Raw genomic sequence first — 18,136 nt, 5'->3', positions numbered from 1 at the left:
CTCGTAACTGTCAGTCTTTTTCGTTAGCTAATGAAATAGCTGTATGTCCAATTATTAGATTCTGCTCTAGCTGCTGAGCGGTGTCATGAGGATGATAATAGCCTTTATCCATCATATATAAAGAGATGTTTCGATGCTGCTTGATGCTATCGTCTAATTGTTTTATAAGTACCTGTCTTATTTCCGGGGTGGCAGTTTCGGTAATTGCGAGTGCATAGCTTTTAATACCTGCTTTTGCCGATTGCAGCATATCAGATGCAATCACTTGGTCGCTAAAAGCTCCCATCCCAATAAGCTTCTTTACCATTTCGTTCATACTTGTTTCGTCCTTTCCAGCAAACGCGTTAGTTCTTGGACGTGCTCAAGTGATGTAGCGGTGTCGGTTTTCATAAGTTGTTTTAAGGAGGGATCCGAAACAAAAGCTTTCATCATGGACGATTTGGTCAGACAAAGACTTTTAAAATGCAGCAGTTCCTGTAGCTCGAGTTCTTCATGTAATCCAGCTTTCATTGCATTCCACCTGTCCCCTCTAGTGCTTCAGCAATATAACTGCTATCTTTCTCGAGCTGATGCGGAACCCGATATGCATCATAAATACCACGGTCTTGCAGGAAACCATAAATCTTTTCATGCTGCTGAATGGCTTTATGCAGTTCATCTGTCAGAAGTTCATGCAGCTCCCCAGTTGTAGTTTCTGTAATGGCAGCCGATAAGTCTTTAATGGAAGCTTTTGTTTTAAACAATAGATCGGTAGCGATACCGCGATCAGCTACCGATAATGGTTGTTCTTTCATACAGATCCCTCCCCGTGCATAAACGATTGGCTGGCCGATTCCAAGAAAGGCTGCATATGCTTGATCGTTAGCTTGTCTTGTTCTGCACTTGCTTGAAGAAGTTGTTTTAATTCGTTGTTTTCAACTTGCTGGAGCTGGGCTTGTGTTTGCGTCAGGCAAGCCCATTTGAAGTTACTAAGTTCCCTTAAATCTGTTATCTCATGAACGCCGAATTGTTTGCTTTTCATCAGCTCATCCATCCTTTTTTGTTTCCCTTAGTATGTGGTCAAGTCAGGGGATTATGCGAAGGATAAAGAGAAAATTTTATGTGCTGCTGACAAGCGCTGTAAAAAAAATAGCCGCAATATCTGCGGCTATTTCATATTAAACTTAGTGTTTAGCAACATATGATACGTATCTTCATTAATTGACTGTTTAGCAGCTGCACCGTTGCCCCATTCTGTAAACGAGGTTGGCGTCAAAGTAAAGAGCCCGGCTGCTGTTCGCTTCGTAAGTAAAGGTGATTTATTGAAGGGTGAAGCAGCATCAGTCTCGATTAGTCTCTGAATCTGTTCTAATTGTCTTAAATCTGTAATTTTGTTTCCTTCTGAAAAGCGATAACCTGTGCGCCATACATGATCACGATTTGCTAATTTTAATTCAAGTATAGGAAACATATCTTCCTGTCTGATCCGAAAAAGACCATTAGGAGTGGAGACTGTTTGGCCATTTAAAGGTACAGGAGCAAGAGGAATATTTGCTCCAAACCCTGCATCGACAATATATTTCTTACCGTAACGCTCTAAAAGGATTATTACATGCGTATTACCTGTTGCATTCCATGCATTTTCCTGCTGATTATAGATGCAGGCTGTCAGCATGGTAACATTCCATCCCTCATCTAGTAAGTAATGGTAGAGGAGCGTATTTAATTCATAACAGACGCCGCCTTCATTTCGTAGAAGAATCTTATTCTCCAAGTCAGCTTGTGTGAGCGGGCTTGTTTGTTGATTTATAATACGTAGATTCTCAAATGGTATTGCTTGTGAAAATTTCTCTAAAAATATCGGCAGGGTTGTAAAGGTTACTTTTTCGGTTATTCCAATTCGCTGTTCTAGTAATGCTTTAAACGAATGCATACATACACTTCCTTCTAACCTTATTATAAAGGTCTTAATCTTTTCATGCTTGCATCCTGCTCGCTAAGCCTTTATACTGACAGAAATAAATACGGAGATAGTTTTCTAGGGTTCCGCAGCTGCATGTTGGCCTGGTCCGAGAGAAAACACACAGTATTGCTGTGACACGGAAGGATAAAAGCCTGGGAGATGATAAAATCTCCCAGGCTTTTTGATTGGAGGAAACGAAAATGACAAAACAATGGCTGTATGTCTTGCTGGCAGGGATTATTGAAGTTCTGTGGGTGATCGGTTTGAAGCATGCGAGTAACTTTTGGGAATGGACTGGTACGGTTGGTTGTATTTTACTCAGTTTTTATTTAATGCTACATGCGAGTAAGCATTTGCCTGTCGGAACGGTTTACGCCGTTTTCGTTGGGATTGGATCAACTGGTACAGTTATCGCAGATATGCTCTTCTTTGGAGAACCATTCCAGCTTGCAAAAGTAGTATTGATTGCCGTACTGCTAGTGGGGGTAATTGGACTTAAGTTTGTAACAGGGGATAACCAGAAGGAGGAGAGTATGTGATGGCTTGGATTGTATTAATAATTGCAGGTTTGTTTGAAGTACTTGGGGTGACCATGATCAATAAGATAAATCAAAAACCAAATGCATTAAATATAAGCGTATTTGTACTAGGGTTTGCAGGCAGCTTTGGATGCTTATCCTATAGTATGGCTTCTCTACCGATGGGAACCGCTTATGCTATTTGGACCGGAATCGGAACGGCAGGAGGCGCCATTGTCGGAATGCTTTTCTTCCAAGAATCCAAAGATTGGAAGAGGATTGTGTGTATTGCGATGATATTAGCAGCTGCAGTTGGATTGAAATTGATTGCTTAAGTGAGCAGGAGCATGTATATACATGCTCTATTTTTTATATGAAAATATACGGATAGTATGCAACTCGACAATAATCCTCATTTTACCAGTTTATAAGACTTTTATAACAGGTCTTTATAATTCTGTTGCAATAACCGGGATATAATCCTAGCAAACACCGTGACTTACTAATCAATTTCTGGAAATCGTTTCATACTCCGTTGACTTTAATTTTTTCTTTCTTTAGGATTTAAATGTGAAGGTGAAGGGTATACATTTATTGGAATAGATACAACCTTCTGTAAAAAATAATAAGGAGCTGAGTAAATGTCTGGACAAATTCGCATGACCCCAGAGCAATTACAAAACCACGCAAAAACATATGGTACTAGTTCACAACGAATTGATGATGTTCTAAACACCTTATCTAATTTACAAGACCAACTTCGCCAAGAGTGGGAAGGTAGAGCATTCGATCGCTTTGATGATCAATTCGTTCAGCTTAGACCAAAAGTTCAAGAATTCTCTCAGCTTATGCTTGATATTCAAGCTCAGTTGGAAAAAACAGCACAAGCCGTACAAGAGCAAGATCAAGCACTATCCCAAAACTTCGGTTTCAGATAAGCACCCATCTGGCTGCTGCGTAACCGTCGCATGAGACGACAGAGTGGGCTGCATGACGCATGCGTTATGCAGCCTAATTAATGTAGAAAGACAGGTCATAATGTACCATGCTGTTTTACTTATTGTTTTTTAAAACAAAAAATATACAAACTGGAGACACCAGGAGTTGAAAATACATTGAAAAAGTTTGATAAAAGATGGATTTTGTTTCTAGTACTGATTGTATTGCTGGCGTCTGGTTTATCTTACTTAACGCTTCACCAAGAAACGACCAAGACAGCTGAGCAGCCGAAGACACAAAATATGTCTATCGCTCTCGTTAATGAAGATAAAGGCTCTACTTTCAATGAAACCGAGCTAGCTTTCGGCGATGCCTTTGTCAGTTCGGTAAGTGAGAACGAAAATAATGAATGGTTCGTTGTGAGTCGGGGAGTTGCGGAAAGCGGCTTGAAGAATAATACATATGACATGATGATCGTAATTCCCAATGACTTCTCAGAAAAATCGTTAAACATAACAGCTGAAGCGCCAGAGCAAGTAGTGCTTCAATATAAGGTTAATGCATCAGAATCGCCTCAAATAAAGCAGCAAGCAGAAAAGACAGCAAGCGATGTCTTGAATGACTTTAATCGTCAAATCATTGACGTTTATTTTGCGAGCATCATCGGAAATCTGCAAAATGCACAAGATAGTATCGGGCAAATGGTGAACCGACAGGCAGTCTATACGAATTCCTATAATTCGAATGTATATCAGCCGCTATCAGGTTATACAGACCAATTTAACAGAGTGAAAGACAATACGAAAGCTTCCAAAGAGAGCTTTACAAGTTTCGAAGATCTATTAGCTTCTTATGAAGAACAGTTAGTAGATGAATCACAGACGGGCGCAGATTTTGTTAATGAACTAGACGAAGTAATGAAACTTAAAGAGTCGAATACAACAAATCTAGCAACCTTCCAAGAACAAATGGCGCAATTTAGTGAAGGGCTCACTTCTGCAGAGGTAGAGCAGCAGCTCGATCAACTAGCAGCTACAAATGAAGCTATTAATCAACAATTTACGGCTAATCGTGAGAATGCTGCAAATACAACAGTGATGCGCAGACCTGTCACAGCGCTGAATACAGCTAATATCTATTCTGGCTCTGTTTCATTAAAACAGCAGCTGCAGCAATCTTCTGAAAGAGTGGCAGCTTTACAGGAAGACATCAATGCCTACTTAACAGAAAGCAACGAGCAATTCAGAGCTAAGATTGGGGAAAGAATTCAGAGTACAATTGAGCAGGAATTAGCCAATGATTCTGAGCTAAATATTAATAGGCTCTTTGAGGAACCTGATAAAGAAGCAAAAGAAAATATTAACACTGTTATTAGTAGACTTCCCTCTTTGAATTCAGAAGATTTTAGAGGTGTAGGATTACCAAAAGAAACAGAAAACTATATTGCAAATGTTATAGAGATCACGAAAAAGTATCGTACGAGTAAAGAAAACGAATATGTAGAGATTAATCCAGATCCATCTGAAATCCTTAAAGATAATTTTAATCGTTTGAATGAAAAGTTAACTGTGAAAGGAGTTCAAGTAACAGACAAGGTAGAGATCCTTGAGAATGAGAATAAAAAAGAAGGTCAAATATTTAGCTTGGATGTACCAAAAGGATTCACCGTTGAAAATCTAAAACTCCAACTGCCAGATGAAAAAGAAAAAAGCTATATGAACGCTTACCACTCCGGCGATGGAGAAATTAAGCTGCCCGCAAACAGCGCAGGTGAGTTCAAAGTTAACCTTACACTTAAAAAGAAGAAAAAAGAGTTTGATGTATATAAACCAATTAATTGGGGATGGAAGTTAGAACAGAAAGACCTTAAAGATGTGGACAAGCCAGACGAATTGGCATATGCACCCACTCCTGGAAAACTGCTCGCCTCTTTAAATATCAATGCAGAAACAAATATAAACTCTGAAGAAGGTAAAGCAGAAGGTAACACAAACTCTACTACGCCTCCTAAAGAAAACGGAGAAACAGAACCGAATCAGGATGCAGGCAAGGAACCAAACAATGATGGCGATTCAGATTCAGGAAACACAGATACACCTGAAGACGAGCAAGGTAATAATCAGGGAAATGAAGATGAAAAACCTGATCAACCTGCTGGTGGAGAAAACCCGAGTGTTGATGGAGATGCCGGTGAGGATTCTGGAACTGATAATCCTGTAAATGAAGATGAAGAAGAAAAGCTTGATGGTGAAGAGCCTAAGGAAGACAAAGAAGAACAAGAGCCAGAGAAGCTGTATGTAGAAAATAATATCATCCAGCATAGAATTAGTACTTCTTTAGAAGAGATTGATGAGATAGGCTTAGACAATACAACAGAGACCTTAATTAATACGGTGACAAATTCAATCTCAGCATATAAAGAGCTAGGTTCTCTTTATGAAAGCTATTATGGCTTTGAATTGGAACGTCTTCCTGAAGATTTCAATGATAAGTCTTTATCCAGTCTGGCGACAAAGGATTCACTGCACTATCTATTCAATCAAAAAGATATTAAACAATTGCTAACAGACTATATGACGGGTCAGATTACTGGCAGTGTAACAGAACAGCTACGTACACCGACCGAAGCATTCCGTCTGCAAGTTAGCAATTATCAAGAAAACCTGCAGCAGACGATTGCAAATGCTGATACGCTGACGAATCAAGTTGCTGCCACTAACGAACAAGCTGCAGTCTTGAACCAAAGTGTGAATCAGACATTAGAGGATGTAGCAGCATGGCGTGATCAGATGCTGGCATTGCTTGAGCAGCAGGCAGAGATTCAAACAAACGCACAGGGCGAGCAGGAAGCAGTTCTTACACTTAATAGTGAGTTTCAGCCGCTGTTAACATCAAGTCAAGCTTTGGCTGAACAGGCTCAGAATAATACAAATACAGCCGAACAAGTTTATGACACTTTTGAAAATATTGATACACAAGCGCAACAGATCGAAGAAAGCGGTACAACGCTAGTAAGTGAGGCGGAACAGCTCGCATCCAATATGACCGATAAACTATCTGATGACCGTAACTTTACAGAAAACTTTACAGAGGTCTTGGAAAATAGCCGAGTTGGGGAAAGACAGAATGAAAATCTGTATGAATTCTTGTCAAATCCTGTTCAAACTAGTAACGAGGGTACAATCGCAGCACAAAGTGAAACGATCTTCACGCCTTATTATCTTGTGCTGATTAGCTTTATTGTCGTATTGTTTACAGCTTACGTGATTTCGACGTTGCACATGAAGCGTAAACAAAGTGATCAATTTGCATCGGGAAGCTCCATATTTGCACAAAATGTACCAATTACTATTATTACCGCCGGTCTTGGTTTGCTAGAAGGTATTGTTATCGGTATCGTATCAAGTTATTACTTGCCTATCGATGACATGAACAAGCTGCAGATAACAGCTGTTATGGCGTTTCTTATTACAGCTATGCTGCTAGTAGCAACGTACCTGCTGAGACAGCTAAAAATGATTGGTATGTTCATCCTGCTAGCGATATTCAGTTTGTATCTGTTCTTTACAAATGCAATCGGGACAGCAAGCACAGCTTTCCCAGCTATTGAAAAGTTTTCTCCTTTGCAGTACATGGAAACATTTATGCTTCGTATTGTAGAAGGTTCCGTCAACTATACAGCTGCGATATTCATTTTGATTGTTGCCGCAGCAGCAGGGGCACTTGTGAACCTGCTGGTGTTCAGTCAAACGGACAAAGGAGTAGATATTGCCGATGAAGACCAAAAAGAAACGGTTTGATTTGGCGTTCATATTCATTATCTTTCTGCTGATACTTCCAATGGAAGTATCAGCAGAATCTCATTCTGAAGATAAAAATGAAAATGGAAGCTTAGATTTACAAATCGACCGTATTCAAAAAGACAAGAATGTCGTAACGGAAAACCAAGAAACAGAAAAGGAAAAGAAGTTTCCAAATTTATTTAAAGCTGATACAACCGAAGAAATTCAGCAAAAATCCGAAAAGCAAAAAACAGAATTAGAAGAACTTCAAGATACTATATTCACACTTAAGATTAATGAGCCAACGCGTAATGAACAAGTACAGGAGTCGTTGTTTACATCTGACTATACTTCTGAGGCAGCAACTGTGCAGGAGGAATCAGATGAGACGAAGGAGGACGCTGGTAAAGGTGTTTTAATCTTCTTAATTGGAATTGCGCTGGTACTGTGTGTTGGTTTGTACATGCTGATGAGAAAATTATTAGACTAGGAGACAGACGATGGCTAACACGAAACATGTTAACGTAACAATGGATTTTCATCGTGTCAGCGGAGAAAATTCTGCTTATGACCTACGTATTCCTACCCAATTGACGGTAAAGCAGCTGCTTCATCATGTGATGGAAACATTACACATTGAACAAAGCTGCACTATTTCCACAATCAAGATTCTAACGAAGAATCTTGTATTAGCGGATGATGACCATCTGAGAGACTATCCAGTAACAGACGGCGACGTACTTGTAGTCTTATAAGTTGCCTATCTGTGCTGATTGTGAAGGAGCTAGCCCACTATGAATGAAAAAAAGATAGAATTGGATAACGCCATATATAATCTGCGGCGCGACAACCAAACAGTTCAAATTACTATACCGAAATCACAAACAGCTGTTAAAGATATTCGACAGCTGCATTTAATGCAGCAGCCTTCTGAGTTTTTTGTACCGATGGAAGTACAAGATGATGAGGATACGTTAGAATTCACCTATAATATCCATAATCAGCGAAGAAAATGGTCCGAGGCGCAACAGCTGCGTCATCACGATAAGCTGCGTATTCTCAGCAATATCGGTAAGCTTGAACGATTCCTTTCCAGTCGAATCACGTTCTTTCTTCATCCAGACAATTTAGTTTTCGATGAGAATTTAATGCCGCAAATTATACATCGCGGTGTGCGTGAGACTGTACCCCCATTTGACATACAGTCAGAAACTTTCCTAAAACAATATAAATGCATGAGCATTGCAATGTTTTCAAAAAAGTATACATTTGACCAGCTCTATCATGGTTCCTTAGACAACGCAAATGAATCGGATTTCGAAAAAGGTGTCCAACAAGCTGGAACGATCGAAGCGCTTCGAAAGTTCCTTCAAGACAGCTATGAAAAAGAACAAAAGAAGACAGATAAAATAATGAGTTTTGTTCCAACCAAACGCTTCCGCCTTTATAAGCGGCTGTCGATTGTTATGATTGTTCTTAGTGTTTTACTAGCAGTTCCGCTTGTTTACTTCGCGCTGATCAAAGAGCCTTTCCAAGACAAGCAGCTAGAAGCATTTGAGCAGTTTCTGGCAGAGGATTATAACAAAGTCATTTCTACTTTGGAAAGAGAAGATCCTGAGAAACTCCCAAGTCAGACGAAATATGCTTTAGCATATTCCTACATTCAAGCCGAATCTCTCTCAGACGAAGAAAAGAAATCTATTTTAAATAATGTAACGCTCAAAAGCGATCAAGATTATTTGCTTTATTGGATTTATAACGGCCAGGGTGAATTTGATGCTTCTTTAGAAAAAGCGAAATTTATCGACGATCCGCAGCTGATTATCTATGGATTAATTAAGAAAATGGAACAAGTGAAAAACAACCCAGACATCTCGGGAACAGAACGCGATAAACAAGTAGAAGACTTACAAAATCAGCTAGATAAATTGCTCGAAGAATACAATCTTGATCCTCTTGGTGAAGACACCGGAACAGAAGAAGCAGAGCAGGAAGCTGCATCAGCAAGCGAAGAACAGCAAACCGCATCTCAAGAAGAACAGAAGAAAGAGGAAGAGAAACAGGCAGAAGAAGAGAAAAAACAAGAAGAGAAATAATGTCGATCAGCAATGGATGGCGTGCATAGAGAGGAAGAAGGAACGATGGCACATAAAATACTGCTAGCTGCATATCAAGATAAATTGCATAAATGCCATTTACCGGCAGATTCCGGCCAAACGATAACCATTGGAAACAGCCGTAAGAATCAGGTAACAATAGCTGCGTTCACAGATGAATTGGTATTGGAATGGGATGGACACAACTTACGTGATGGCAAAGAAGAAATCGAGTCTGTTAAGCGACTAGGAGAACTGTCCTTATATGTAATAGACGAGCATACGTCTGTTATGTACGATATTGCTGGCCAGTCTAGTCTCACCTTTGGTGCAGCTTCTTATAATGCAATCAGCAAAAAGAATTGGAAAGCAGACTTTGTTCTGATGAGAAGAGAATCGTTACCTGTTTTTGAATTGGATATTCAAAGTGGGGCTGTCTACCACAATTATCAGCTTGTATCGAGTAATCAAGAGGTGTTGGTAGAAGAAGGAGATATCCTATTCGCTGACGGTGTACTGTTAAAAGTAAGTATGGACACGATTGAATTACAAGCAAATAAAGCGATAGATACGTCATTATTAGAATTGATTGGGCAAGAAAAACCTTATAGTGGCGAATATCCAGATTATCATCGTTCGCCAAGGATTATCTACCGAGAGCCAGATGAAAAAAGGACCATTGCTAAACCTGCCAATAAGCCAAGCAAGCCAAGTGAACAGTTAGCGAGAACTATCATACCTCCGCTAGTTATGATTGCGGCCTTGGTAATTATTTCACTAATACAGCCGCGAGGTATTTTCATTATCGTTATGGTTGCTGTTACGACAGTTACGATTATTTTCTCAATTACCTCTTATGTAAAGAGTGTGAAAGAATATAAAGCGAACATGAAGCATCGCGAAAAAACATATAAGGAATATTTGCAGCGGAAGACGAAGGAATTGTATTCCGCCAGTGAAGAACAGCGGCATGCACTGCAATACCACTATCCGGATGTGGAAGGAATCTCAGAGATGGCTGCTGCTACAGAAGCACGTATCTATGAAAAAACTATGTATCATCACGATTTCTTAAACTTCCGGACAGGCTTAGGAAGCGTGGATGCAAGCTTTGAGATTTCTTTTAACGAAGAAGAATTCACACAAGATAAAGATGAACTGGTAGATGAAGCCAGACATTTGCTGGGCCAATTTGATGAGCTAAGGGACGTTCCTGTGATTACTTCCTTGAGAAAAGGACCAGTCGGATACATTGGACCGCGAAAATTAGTATTAGAACAATTGCAGTTGCTTGTCATGCAGCTGTCGCTTTTCCACAGCTATCATGATTTGCAGTTTGTTACTGTCTTTCCGGAAGAAGAAAAGAAAGATTGGGAATGGATGCGCTGGCTCCCGCATGCAAGTGTACGTGACATCAATGTGCGCGGATTTGTTTATCATGAACGCTCACGTGACCAAGTTCTGCACAGCATGTACCAAGTGCTGAAGGAACGGAAGCAGCAGGTCGATGAGAAGAAAAATTCGAATGAGAAGATATATTTCTCACCGCATTATGTTGTATTGCTTACGGATGAAAAGCTCGTTCTTGATCATACAATTATGGAATTCTTTAATGAGGACCCAAGTGAATATGGCGTTTCGCTTGTATTCGTTCAAGACGTATTGCGAGCGTTGCCGGAGCATGTGAAAACCGTAATTGATATTCGCGACAGCAGTGACGGTAAGATTGTGCTAGAGGAAGGCGAACTCGTTAATAAGGCATTCCGTCCAGATCATTTTCCGAAGAATTTCAATAAAGAAGCTGTTTCACGAGCGCTGGCACCACTCAACCACCTACAAAACCTAAAAAACTCGATACCCGAGCAAGTGACTTTCTTAGAAATGTATGGTGTAGAAAAAGTAGAAGAACTCGCGATTCAGAACCGATGGCAGCGTAACGAAACCTACAAGACATTGGCGGTTCCATTAGTGCTTCGCGGTAAAGAAGATATTGTTCAGCTTAACCTCCATGAGAAAGCCCACGGACCGCATGGTTTAGTAGCCGGTACAACAGGTTCTGGTAAGTCGGAAATCATCCAGTCTTACATTCTATCGCTTGCTGTCAATTTTCACCCTTATGAAGTCGCGTTCCTGCTAATTGACTATAAAGGCGGAGGCATGGCCAATCTGTTCAACAAGCTGCCGCACCTGATGGGTACCATTACCAACTTGGACAAAGCGCAGTCCATGCGAGCTTTAGCTTCTATTAAAGCGGAGCTGCAAAAGAGACAGCGACTGTTTGGAAAATATGAAGTAAATCATATTAATCAATATCAAAAGCTCTTCAAGCAAGGAGAAGCGGATGAGCCAATGCCGCATTTATTCCTTATATCGGATGAGTTTGCCGAGTTGAAATCCGAACAGCCTGACTTTATGAAGGAGCTTGTCTCCACTGCTCGGATCGGACGTTCCTTAGGCATCCATTTGATATTGGCTACTCAGAAGCCAACCGGTGTTGTCGATGATCAAATCTGGTCGAACTCGAAATTCAAATTAGCATTGAAAGTACAAAATGCTGGAGATTCAAACGAAATTTTAAAAACACCTGATGCAGCCGAAATTACCCTTCCTGGGCGTGCTTATTTACAAGTCGGTAATAACGAAATCTACGAACTTTTCCAAAGTGCTTGGAGCGGAGCGGATTACGTGCCGGATAAGAATGATGAAGATCATGTTGATTTAACGATTTATGCCATCAATGATTTAGGGCAGTACGATATTTTGACCGAAGATCTTAGTGGCCTGGAACAGAAAGAAACTGTTGCCAAAATACCGTCTGAACTAGATGCGGTTATTGATCATATTGCAGATTACACGGAAAAGCAGAAAATGGAACCATTGGCGCGTCCTTGGCTGCCGCCGCTTTCAGAGAAGCTATTCGGACCGGAACTCCATCCTCTTGTATTCCAAGATGCATGGAAAGAGTCGAAGAAGCCATTGCAGCCAATGATCGGACTGCTTGATCAGCCGGAATTGCAGCAGCAAGCACCGCTGACATTGAATCTTTCCAAAGACGGGCACATAGCAGTATTCTCTAGTCCAGGTTACGGGAAGTCGACCTTCTTGCAAACCGTCGTGATGGATTTAGTGAAGCAGCATAATCCAGAGCATTTGCATGTTTATTTGCTCGACTTTGGTACAAATGGTTTGCTGCCATTGAAAAACCTGCCGCATGTGGCCGATACATTCCTCGTCGATCAGACAGAGAAAGTCGGAAAGCTCGTTCGGATGCTGACGGGCGTGATGAAGCAGCGCAAACAGAAGCTGAGTCAATACGGGGTAGCGAATATAGGATTGTTTGAAAGAGCAAGCGGGGAGACCGTCCCAAACATTTGTCTTGTAATTGATAACTATGAATCGGTTAAAGACAGTGATTTTGGTGATGATTTCGAAAAAGTGATTACGCAAGTCGCCCGAGAAGGCGCCAGCATCGGTATTCACCTTATTATCAGTGCAGGTCGTCAGAGTGCCATGCGTATGCCGCTATTGTCCAATATCAAGACACAAATCGCACTGTATTTAATTGAAGGTAATGAAGCGCGTTCAATTGTTGGAAGAACTGAAATTGAAATTGAAGAAATTGCTGGCCGAGGACTTATTAAACTGGAAGATCCCGCTCTGTTCCAGACCATGCTTCCAGCTTACGGCGAAGAACCATTGCAAATACTCGACAACATCCAAGGGTTAGCAAAAGAGATGAACGACGTATGGGATGGCGACTATCCAGATCCAATTCCAATGATGCCGGAAGGAGTCGTGGACTTCCAGCAATTCAAAGAACAACGCAGAACAAAACGAATGGTTGAAGAGAAAAAAATACCACTTGGCTTAGATTTCGAGGAAGTTTTGCCGGTTGCATTTAACCCCGCACAACACGGCAACTTAACGGTCGTCAGTGACCGCAAAGATGGACTGGATCGTATGATTCTGTCAGTGGCGAAAAACGTCACGCTGCTGAAAGAAACATACCAAACGATGCTGATTGATACTGCTGATCAAGATTTCTCCGACATCGGGAGCAGTATGCATAACTACGTATCCGAAGATGTTGGCATTGCAGCAATTAAGAATGAAGTTATAAGTGAAATCAAACAGCGAAATGCAAGTAATAATACCAATTCAAAATGGCTTATCCAAATTGCAGACTTACAGGACTTTATCGAACGCTCCGGGCTGACATTGGATGAAGTTACTTATATGATGGAACGCGGTTCAAAAGCAGGTATACACTTCATTATCTGCAGCGATTATACCTATCTTGGCATCAGCTACGAACAAATTCCCAAGTACCTTAGAAGCCAAGCTATCTTTGGACTCGTCGGGATGCGCCTGGGTGATCAGGATATTTTCAAGCAGCCGTACATTCGCCAGGAGCAATATCCAGAAGCATATGAATGCTATGTAGCAATGGATCATCAGCATGTGAAGGTGAAAATACCGAACTAGAATCTCTGAATGGAAGAGGGGAGGGGATGCCAAATGTGGGATTGGCTTATTGGTACAGAAAATGAGAGGAAAAGAGACGAGTATCATGATCTTTACAATAAGTTAGAAGACTTGAGGAGAGAACACGACAATCTGATTAAGGAAGCGGAATCTGCCTTTTCTTCTTACAAAAACAGCATGCCTTGTGTAGCAAGTGATTCGATGCCTAGCAATGATTTCCTTCCTGCGCAAGAACGTTTAGATAAGCAATTCTCCAATTATATGGACGAAGAAATGGACTATCGAAGCAGTCTTGTTACAGCAAGCAATCAGGCATATGACCGGTATTTGTATTACAAGCGTAAAGCGATCGAAGAGGCAAAGGAGGATTAACGAATGGCTGAAGATGTTGTGATTGATCAAGAGGAATTGAATAATGCTAAAGAAGCCGCAGCTAAGCTCAAAGAATCCTTGAACAACACGTATACACAAAGTGAGAGCCTGCTAGCCCAAGTACAAGGGTCGAATTGGAAAGGCAAATCTCGTGATAGTTTTCTAGCTTATTTAGAATTGCTGATTCAATATCATGGTGATCTGAAAGATGCAGCCAATCTGCAGAAAACAGCACTGGATAACTTGGAAGACTATAAAGCTGACTTTTCTAGCCACAGTACAGTTAGGGAAGTGAAGAATCTATGAGCCAGCAAGAAACAGATAGTTTTCATGTTACCGAATTGTATTTGCTTGCTTCAGCTTTTGATGCAGAAGCTTTATTCGGACTACCTGACAAGAAAGCTTATCAGCTTCAAGGAGAAGAACCTTGGCGAGAAGCGCATGAACGCCTTATAAAGAAAGGCATTTTCACTTCTGAGGGTAAAATGACAAAAGATGGCATCGTCATTATTCAATCACTGTATGAATACTTTTTTAGCCAAAAATATGTCCGGATTAATAATTTGATGTTCGCTTTTCGTGAGAAAGAGGCGGATGAAGTGATTATTCTGGCGGAGACGGAAGCAGGATCTTACAGACTTTATGTTATGGCAAAAGCGCTTGTGCTTAAGTTGCTAGGAGAGAAAGTTCCACTCATAAACCGTGAGCCACTGGAGGGAGAGCTAAATTTCTTAAGGCGTGAACTTACAGAAGTAGATAAGGAAGAAATTAACCAGCTGGAAGCGAGCGAGGATATGGTCAATATAGAGCTATTCCATCCGCGCGTTAAACCGCAATCTGCTAGCAACCCAAATTACTATCAGCAATGGATCGCCCTCACGAAAGCTGAAAAGCTGGTTATGATTGATACGTATAAAAAGCAATATTACCAAGCAAGTCAACATTGGTTTTTAAAACTTTTATTTGATGCTTTGGACTTTCCATATCGCCAGAAGGAGGTAAGGTAATTGCACGCATCGCAAGGTAGTTCAACTGCTAGTATTACGATTGATCCAACGGAAATCACGAGTATATATAAAGCGCTGCTCGCTATTATGAACGATTTAGAATCCAACGCTCTTCCAGCAATCAACAAAATTAAGGATTCTAATTTCTACAAATCAGGTAAAGCCATGGAGGCGATAGAAGCTTATCCAGATGCGAACGATAAATTCATGGAACTGCAAGACCATTACGCGCGTATCTCAACATTGGTCGTTCACACACTGGAAAAGATGATAGAAACCGATCAAGCCATCGCCGCAAAAATTATCGATGAACTGGAGGTATAGCGATTGGATGTACATTATCGGAGCAAGCAATGGGAAAACACCAGGGAAGGTATCCGTGATTTTATTGAATTAGGCAGCTGGGGAAAAGGCGGCATTGATACAATGAAGGATGTCACCAAAAACCTAGAGGATGCCAGTGACGCAGTGAGAAGGAATGACCCAGATGGCGTTGTTTCCTTCTCTTACAAAAGTGATGAAAATAAGTACCAGCAGCTGTATAAAGATTATAAGGTCTTGGAAAAATTCACTGCAAAGGTAGGCAATATTGTAGAAGATACCATTGATCAGCCCTTCTATGAAGACATCGATAAATTTGTCCATACAGTCCGAGATGCATCTATATCCAACTATACAACAAAAAACCACATCGGCGCAGTTGAAGTAACAAGCATGCCCTATGGGTACGGGGCCTATTCGGAATATGAGACAGAGAAAAAGGAAATCAACATAGACGATATCCTCAGCGGGGATAATTATTACGCCGATCAGATTAAAACTTCTTTTGCAGAATATAAAGCTGAAAACCCCGACGAAGATATCAGCGAAGAAGACTACCGAACTGCTGCGGTTAACACACGGGCTTTTGAATATGAGTCTATAGAGGACGATCAATTCACCAAGGAACTTTGGATTAACATAGCCGCCCTCGTCGTCACCGTTACCGTTACAGTTGTATGCCCGCCGGCAGGTTTCGTATTAGGAGCAGCTTATGCAGGAGCAGAAATGGGCAGCGCTATATCCGGGAAGGACTGGGCATCTGGGCGTGAGCTGGATACGTCGGAGCGCTGGTTACGCGGCATAGCGGCACCAGTCGATATATTGCCGGTAGGAAAAGCCGCAACAACCTTCACAGGTACAGCGCGCACCACTAATAAAGTAGTCGACTTAGGAAGTGCACTAAATAAAACAAAACTTAGCACCTCACTAGCAAGTGATACCGCTCATCAAACATCTAAAGTGAAACAACTAGTAGAAAAAGCAGGACAGCAAACATCATCCAGATTAAGAAACGCCAGCCATTCGGTGAAGAACTCCACAAGTGTTCTAAAAAACAAACTCGGCGAAGAAGCAATCAAAGTCGCACAAAAGGGAGATGCGGGGATCACAAAAGTTCTCCATATGTTCCCGCAAGCAAACTTAGCAACAGGTAATGGCATAATGTTTGCATCTCCCGGTAATTTTAATAAACTAGAAGCAGGGACTACGAAGGTAGTAGATAGACTTGGGGCTGCTTCTAAGGGTACGGATAATGGTAATAAAGTTAACAAAGTTAAAGAAATTGATTTTGGAAAGCACATTATAAAAGGTGAAAATGGTAAGAAACAACTACTCCCAAATACTAAGTACGTAACCAATGATAACTACAAATATAATACCGATGAACTTGGACGTATTGTAAATGTAGATGCTCCCGAACTTGTATTGAAAAAGGCTAATAGAAATAAATACGCTCAAGCAAATGTAGGGGGAAAAGACAGATTACTAGATGATGATGGCGGACATTTAATAGGGGCACAATTTAATGGTCCTCCTGATATTGATAATCTTGTACCACAAAATAGTCAAATTAATAGGAGGGGTGGAGTTTGGTACGAAATGGAGACTGAATGGGCCAATGCATTGAAAGAGGTACCGCCCAAGAAAGTCTCTGTTAGTATAGAACCGATCTATTCTAATAATTCAATGCGACCAGATTCCTTTATGATAGAATATGAAATTGAAGGCCAATTTCCAGTGATTCGCGAGATTGCAAATAAATCAGGAGGCTGATATTGATGAGTTTTGAAACAGAATTAAACGAGTTATATAAAGAAATTGCACAACAGGTTAATGATATGATTCCAACTGAATGGGATAATTTCTATTTTAATGGTGAAGTTAAGGAGGGAGAAGGAGGAGTTTTCTTCTTTTTTACGCCAAAAGGTGAGGAACAACACATTTTTTCACATTATATTCCAAAGTTATATAGTGTAGATAAGAGGACTTATAATAAAGAACTACATAAATTATTTCAACTTACTGTTGAACTCCAAAAAAAATTTATTGATAATGACCAAGATCCGTGGTTTTCAGTGACATTAATATTAAATGATGCAGGTAAATTAAACGTACATTTTGACTATACAAATTGGCATGAAAGTGAATTTGGTCCAACAGATAGAATTAAGTATTTTGAATATAAATATATAAGTCAAAACAAAGAACAGCTAGATTTAAATTTATTAGAGAGAATGAAGGAATTTAAAGAAAAATAAAAAATAAAAGCACTTGGTTACCTAAAAGGCAACCAAGTGCTTTTATTTTTGGTGAAGTAAGAACAAGGTGAATGAGACCAGTTTGAAATTCAAAGCTTATGAAGGTATTACCATAATTGGTGTTTTATTTTAATATTTGAATATTGCGAGAAGTACGATAACGAGACGAGATGACATCTTACATGCCAAGAGGGCTTATGGTACTGCAAAACACACAAACTAATGAAAATGATAAAACTCGTAATGCTAAAGGTGGTATCGATACGGATACATAAAGATAGTGAATAATAAAAAGTGAAGATTTTTGAGTGAGACAATAAGAATGTGATTTGTTTGAGAATCGAAAGCTCATGATGGTTGTACTATCATGGAGTATCGTTTTAATACTTGGGTAGTAAGAAAAGTACGATAATTAG

19 protein-coding genes and 1 riboswitch are annotated in these 18,136 nt (G+C 40.4%); of the genes, 14 read left to right on the top strand and 5 right to left on the bottom strand.

Annotated elements, in window-relative coordinates; translation table 11 throughout:
* Positions 1-10: 10 nt before the first annotated feature.
* The 5 genes from B1K52_RS16065 to B1K52_RS16045 form a co-directional block, all read right to left on the bottom strand.
* On the bottom strand, positions 11-316 hold the full coding sequence (locus B1K52_RS16065; RefSeq protein WP_077310032.1) for a spore coat protein: 306 nt from the start codon (positions 314-316) through the stop codon (positions 11-13).
* Complete coding sequence (locus B1K52_RS16060; RefSeq protein ID WP_077310030.1) at positions 313-510, bottom strand: hypothetical protein; 198 nt, start codon at positions 508-510, stop codon at positions 313-315. Before B1K52_RS16060 ends, B1K52_RS16065 begins: the two co-directional genes overlap by 4 nt.
* Positions 507-794: a spore coat protein gene (locus tag B1K52_RS16055; RefSeq protein WP_077310028.1), complete on the bottom strand. Its 288-nt coding sequence runs from the start codon at positions 792-794 to the stop codon at positions 507-509. The genes B1K52_RS16060 and B1K52_RS16055 overlap by 4 nt, the downstream gene beginning before the upstream one ends.
* Entirely contained in the window at positions 791-1,021 is a 231-nt protein-coding gene (locus tag B1K52_RS16050) for a hypothetical protein (protein ID WP_143588900.1), read from the bottom strand. The genes B1K52_RS16055 and B1K52_RS16050 overlap by 4 nt, the downstream gene beginning before the upstream one ends.
* Before the next feature lie 126 nt (positions 1,022-1,147).
* Positions 1,148-1,912 carry an arylamine N-acetyltransferase family protein gene (locus B1K52_RS16045; RefSeq protein ID WP_077310024.1) on the bottom strand — a complete coding sequence of 255 codons (765 nt, stop codon included), beginning with the start codon at positions 1,910-1,912 and terminating at the stop codon, positions 1,148-1,150.
* Between the two features lie 94 nt (positions 1,913-2,006).
* A riboswitch (guanidine-I (ykkC/yxkD leader) is annotated at positions 2,007-2,103 on the top strand.
* Between the two features lie 39 nt (positions 2,104-2,142).
* Here B1K52_RS16045 and B1K52_RS16040 point away from each other — a divergent pair.
* The 14 genes from B1K52_RS16040 (at position 2,143) to B1K52_RS15975 (ending at position 17,720) form a co-directional block, all read left to right on the top strand.
* Positions 2,143-2,481 (top strand): DMT family transporter, encoded by a 339-nt coding sequence (locus tag B1K52_RS16040; RefSeq protein WP_077310021.1) that lies wholly within the window; start codon positions 2,143-2,145, stop codon positions 2,479-2,481.
* On the top strand, positions 2,481-2,795 hold the full coding sequence (locus tag B1K52_RS16035) for a DMT family transporter (protein WP_077310019.1): 315 nt from the start codon (positions 2,481-2,483) through the stop codon (positions 2,793-2,795). Before B1K52_RS16040 ends, B1K52_RS16035 begins: the two co-directional genes overlap by 1 nt.
* A 306-nt stretch (positions 2,796-3,101) precedes the next feature.
* On the top strand, positions 3,102-3,398 hold the full coding sequence (locus tag B1K52_RS16030) for a WXG100 family type VII secretion target (protein ID WP_077310017.1): 297 nt from the start codon (positions 3,102-3,104) through the stop codon (positions 3,396-3,398).
* A 177-nt stretch (positions 3,399-3,575) separates the two neighbouring features.
* Positions 3,576-7,199 (top strand): type VII secretion protein EsaA, encoded by a 3,624-nt coding sequence (gene esaA, locus B1K52_RS16025; RefSeq protein ID WP_077310015.1) that lies wholly within the window; start codon positions 3,576-3,578, stop codon positions 7,197-7,199.
* Entirely contained in the window at positions 7,174-7,671 is a 498-nt protein-coding gene (gene essA, locus B1K52_RS16020; RefSeq protein WP_077310013.1) for a type VII secretion protein EssA, read from the top strand. The genes esaA and essA overlap by 26 nt, the downstream gene beginning before the upstream one ends.
* Before the next feature lie 10 nt (positions 7,672-7,681).
* The gene (locus tag B1K52_RS16015; RefSeq protein ID WP_077310011.1) at positions 7,682-7,936 is read left to right on the top strand and encodes an EsaB/YukD family protein; all 255 of its coding nucleotides are present in this window, start codon (positions 7,682-7,684) and stop codon (positions 7,934-7,936) included.
* Between the two features lie 39 nt (positions 7,937-7,975).
* The gene (gene essB / locus B1K52_RS16010) at positions 7,976-9,277 is read left to right on the top strand and encodes a type VII secretion protein EssB (protein WP_077310009.1); all 1,302 of its coding nucleotides are present in this window, start codon (positions 7,976-7,978) and stop codon (positions 9,275-9,277) included.
* A 45-nt stretch (positions 9,278-9,322) separates the two neighbouring features.
* Complete coding sequence (gene essC, locus B1K52_RS16005; protein ID WP_077310007.1) at positions 9,323-13,762, top strand: type VII secretion protein EssC; 4,440 nt, start codon at positions 9,323-9,325, stop codon at positions 13,760-13,762.
* A 33-nt stretch (positions 13,763-13,795) separates the two neighbouring features.
* Positions 13,796-14,134: a hypothetical protein gene (locus tag B1K52_RS16000; protein WP_077310005.1), complete on the top strand. Its 339-nt coding sequence runs from the start codon at positions 13,796-13,798 to the stop codon at positions 14,132-14,134.
* A gap of 3 nt (positions 14,135-14,137) precedes the next feature.
* Entirely contained in the window at positions 14,138-14,440 is a 303-nt protein-coding gene (locus B1K52_RS15995; protein WP_077310003.1) for a WXG100 family type VII secretion target, read from the top strand.
* On the top strand, positions 14,437-15,141 hold the full coding sequence (locus B1K52_RS15990; RefSeq protein WP_077310001.1) for a DUF5081 family protein: 705 nt from the start codon (positions 14,437-14,439) through the stop codon (positions 15,139-15,141). The genes B1K52_RS15995 and B1K52_RS15990 overlap by 4 nt, the downstream gene beginning before the upstream one ends.
* The gene (locus B1K52_RS15985) at positions 15,142-15,465 is read left to right on the top strand and encodes a hypothetical protein (RefSeq protein WP_077309999.1); all 324 of its coding nucleotides are present in this window, start codon (positions 15,142-15,144) and stop codon (positions 15,463-15,465) included. It begins immediately after the preceding gene.
* A 3-nt stretch (positions 15,466-15,468) separates the two neighbouring features.
* Positions 15,469-17,235, top strand: a complete 1,767-nt coding sequence (locus B1K52_RS18360; protein ID WP_077309997.1) for a DNA/RNA non-specific endonuclease — start codon at positions 15,469-15,471, stop codon at positions 17,233-17,235.
* A 5-nt stretch (positions 17,236-17,240) separates the two neighbouring features.
* A complete protein-coding gene (locus B1K52_RS15975) occupies positions 17,241-17,720 on the top strand; it encodes an immunity protein YezG family protein (RefSeq protein ID WP_077309995.1) in 480 nt (159 codons plus the stop codon).
* Positions 17,721-18,136: the final 416 nt, after the last annotated feature.

It is taken from the genome of Terribacillus halophilus (assembly GCF_900162685.1).
Lineage (GTDB): Bacteria > Bacillota > Bacilli > Bacillales > Amphibacillaceae > Terribacillus > Terribacillus halophilus_A.
The sequence above is the reverse complement of the archived record's forward strand: the minus strand, read 5'-3'. Positions and strand labels throughout refer to the sequence as shown.

What these genes read in the sequence shown, in the direction of transcription:
- essC (WP_077310007.1), top strand. Translation starts at nt 9,323, where the DNA reads ATGGCACATAAAATACTGCTAGCTGCATATCAAGATAAATTGCATAAA.
- B1K52_RS16035 (WP_077310019.1), top strand. Translation starts at nt 2,481, where the DNA reads ATGGCTTGGATTGTATTAATAATTGCAGGTTTGTTTGAAGTACTTGGG.
- B1K52_RS16055 (WP_077310028.1), bottom strand. Translation starts at nt 794, where the DNA reads ATGAAAGAACAACCATTATCGGTAGCTGATCGCGGTATCGCTACCGAT.
- B1K52_RS15995 (WP_077310003.1), top strand. Translation starts at nt 14,138, where the DNA reads ATGGCTGAAGATGTTGTGATTGATCAAGAGGAATTGAATAATGCTAAA.
- B1K52_RS16045 (WP_077310024.1), bottom strand. Translation starts at nt 1,912, where the DNA reads ATGCATTCGTTTAAAGCATTACTAGAACAGCGAATTGGAATAACCGAA.
- B1K52_RS16015 (WP_077310011.1), top strand. Translation starts at nt 7,682, where the DNA reads ATGGCTAACACGAAACATGTTAACGTAACAATGGATTTTCATCGTGTC.
- essB (WP_077310009.1), top strand. Translation starts at nt 7,976, where the DNA reads ATGAATGAAAAAAAGATAGAATTGGATAACGCCATATATAATCTGCGG.
- essA (WP_077310013.1), top strand. Translation starts at nt 7,174, where the DNA reads ATGAAGACCAAAAAGAAACGGTTTGATTTGGCGTTCATATTCATTATC.
- B1K52_RS15990 (WP_077310001.1), top strand. Translation starts at nt 14,437, where the DNA reads ATGAGCCAGCAAGAAACAGATAGTTTTCATGTTACCGAATTGTATTTG.
- B1K52_RS16000 (WP_077310005.1), top strand. Translation starts at nt 13,796, where the DNA reads ATGTGGGATTGGCTTATTGGTACAGAAAATGAGAGGAAAAGAGACGAG.
- B1K52_RS16050 (WP_143588900.1), bottom strand. Translation starts at nt 1,021, where the DNA reads ATGAAAAGCAAACAATTCGGCGTTCATGAGATAACAGATTTAAGGGAA.
- B1K52_RS16040 (WP_077310021.1), top strand. Translation starts at nt 2,143, where the DNA reads ATGACAAAACAATGGCTGTATGTCTTGCTGGCAGGGATTATTGAAGTT.
- B1K52_RS16065 (WP_077310032.1), bottom strand. Translation starts at nt 316, where the DNA reads ATGAACGAAATGGTAAAGAAGCTTATTGGGATGGGAGCTTTTAGCGAC.
- B1K52_RS16060 (WP_077310030.1), bottom strand. Translation starts at nt 510, where the DNA reads ATGAAAGCTGGATTACATGAAGAACTCGAGCTACAGGAACTGCTGCAT.
- B1K52_RS15975 (WP_077309995.1), top strand. Translation starts at nt 17,241, where the DNA reads ATGAGTTTTGAAACAGAATTAAACGAGTTATATAAAGAAATTGCACAA.
- B1K52_RS16030 (WP_077310017.1), top strand. Translation starts at nt 3,102, where the DNA reads ATGTCTGGACAAATTCGCATGACCCCAGAGCAATTACAAAACCACGCA.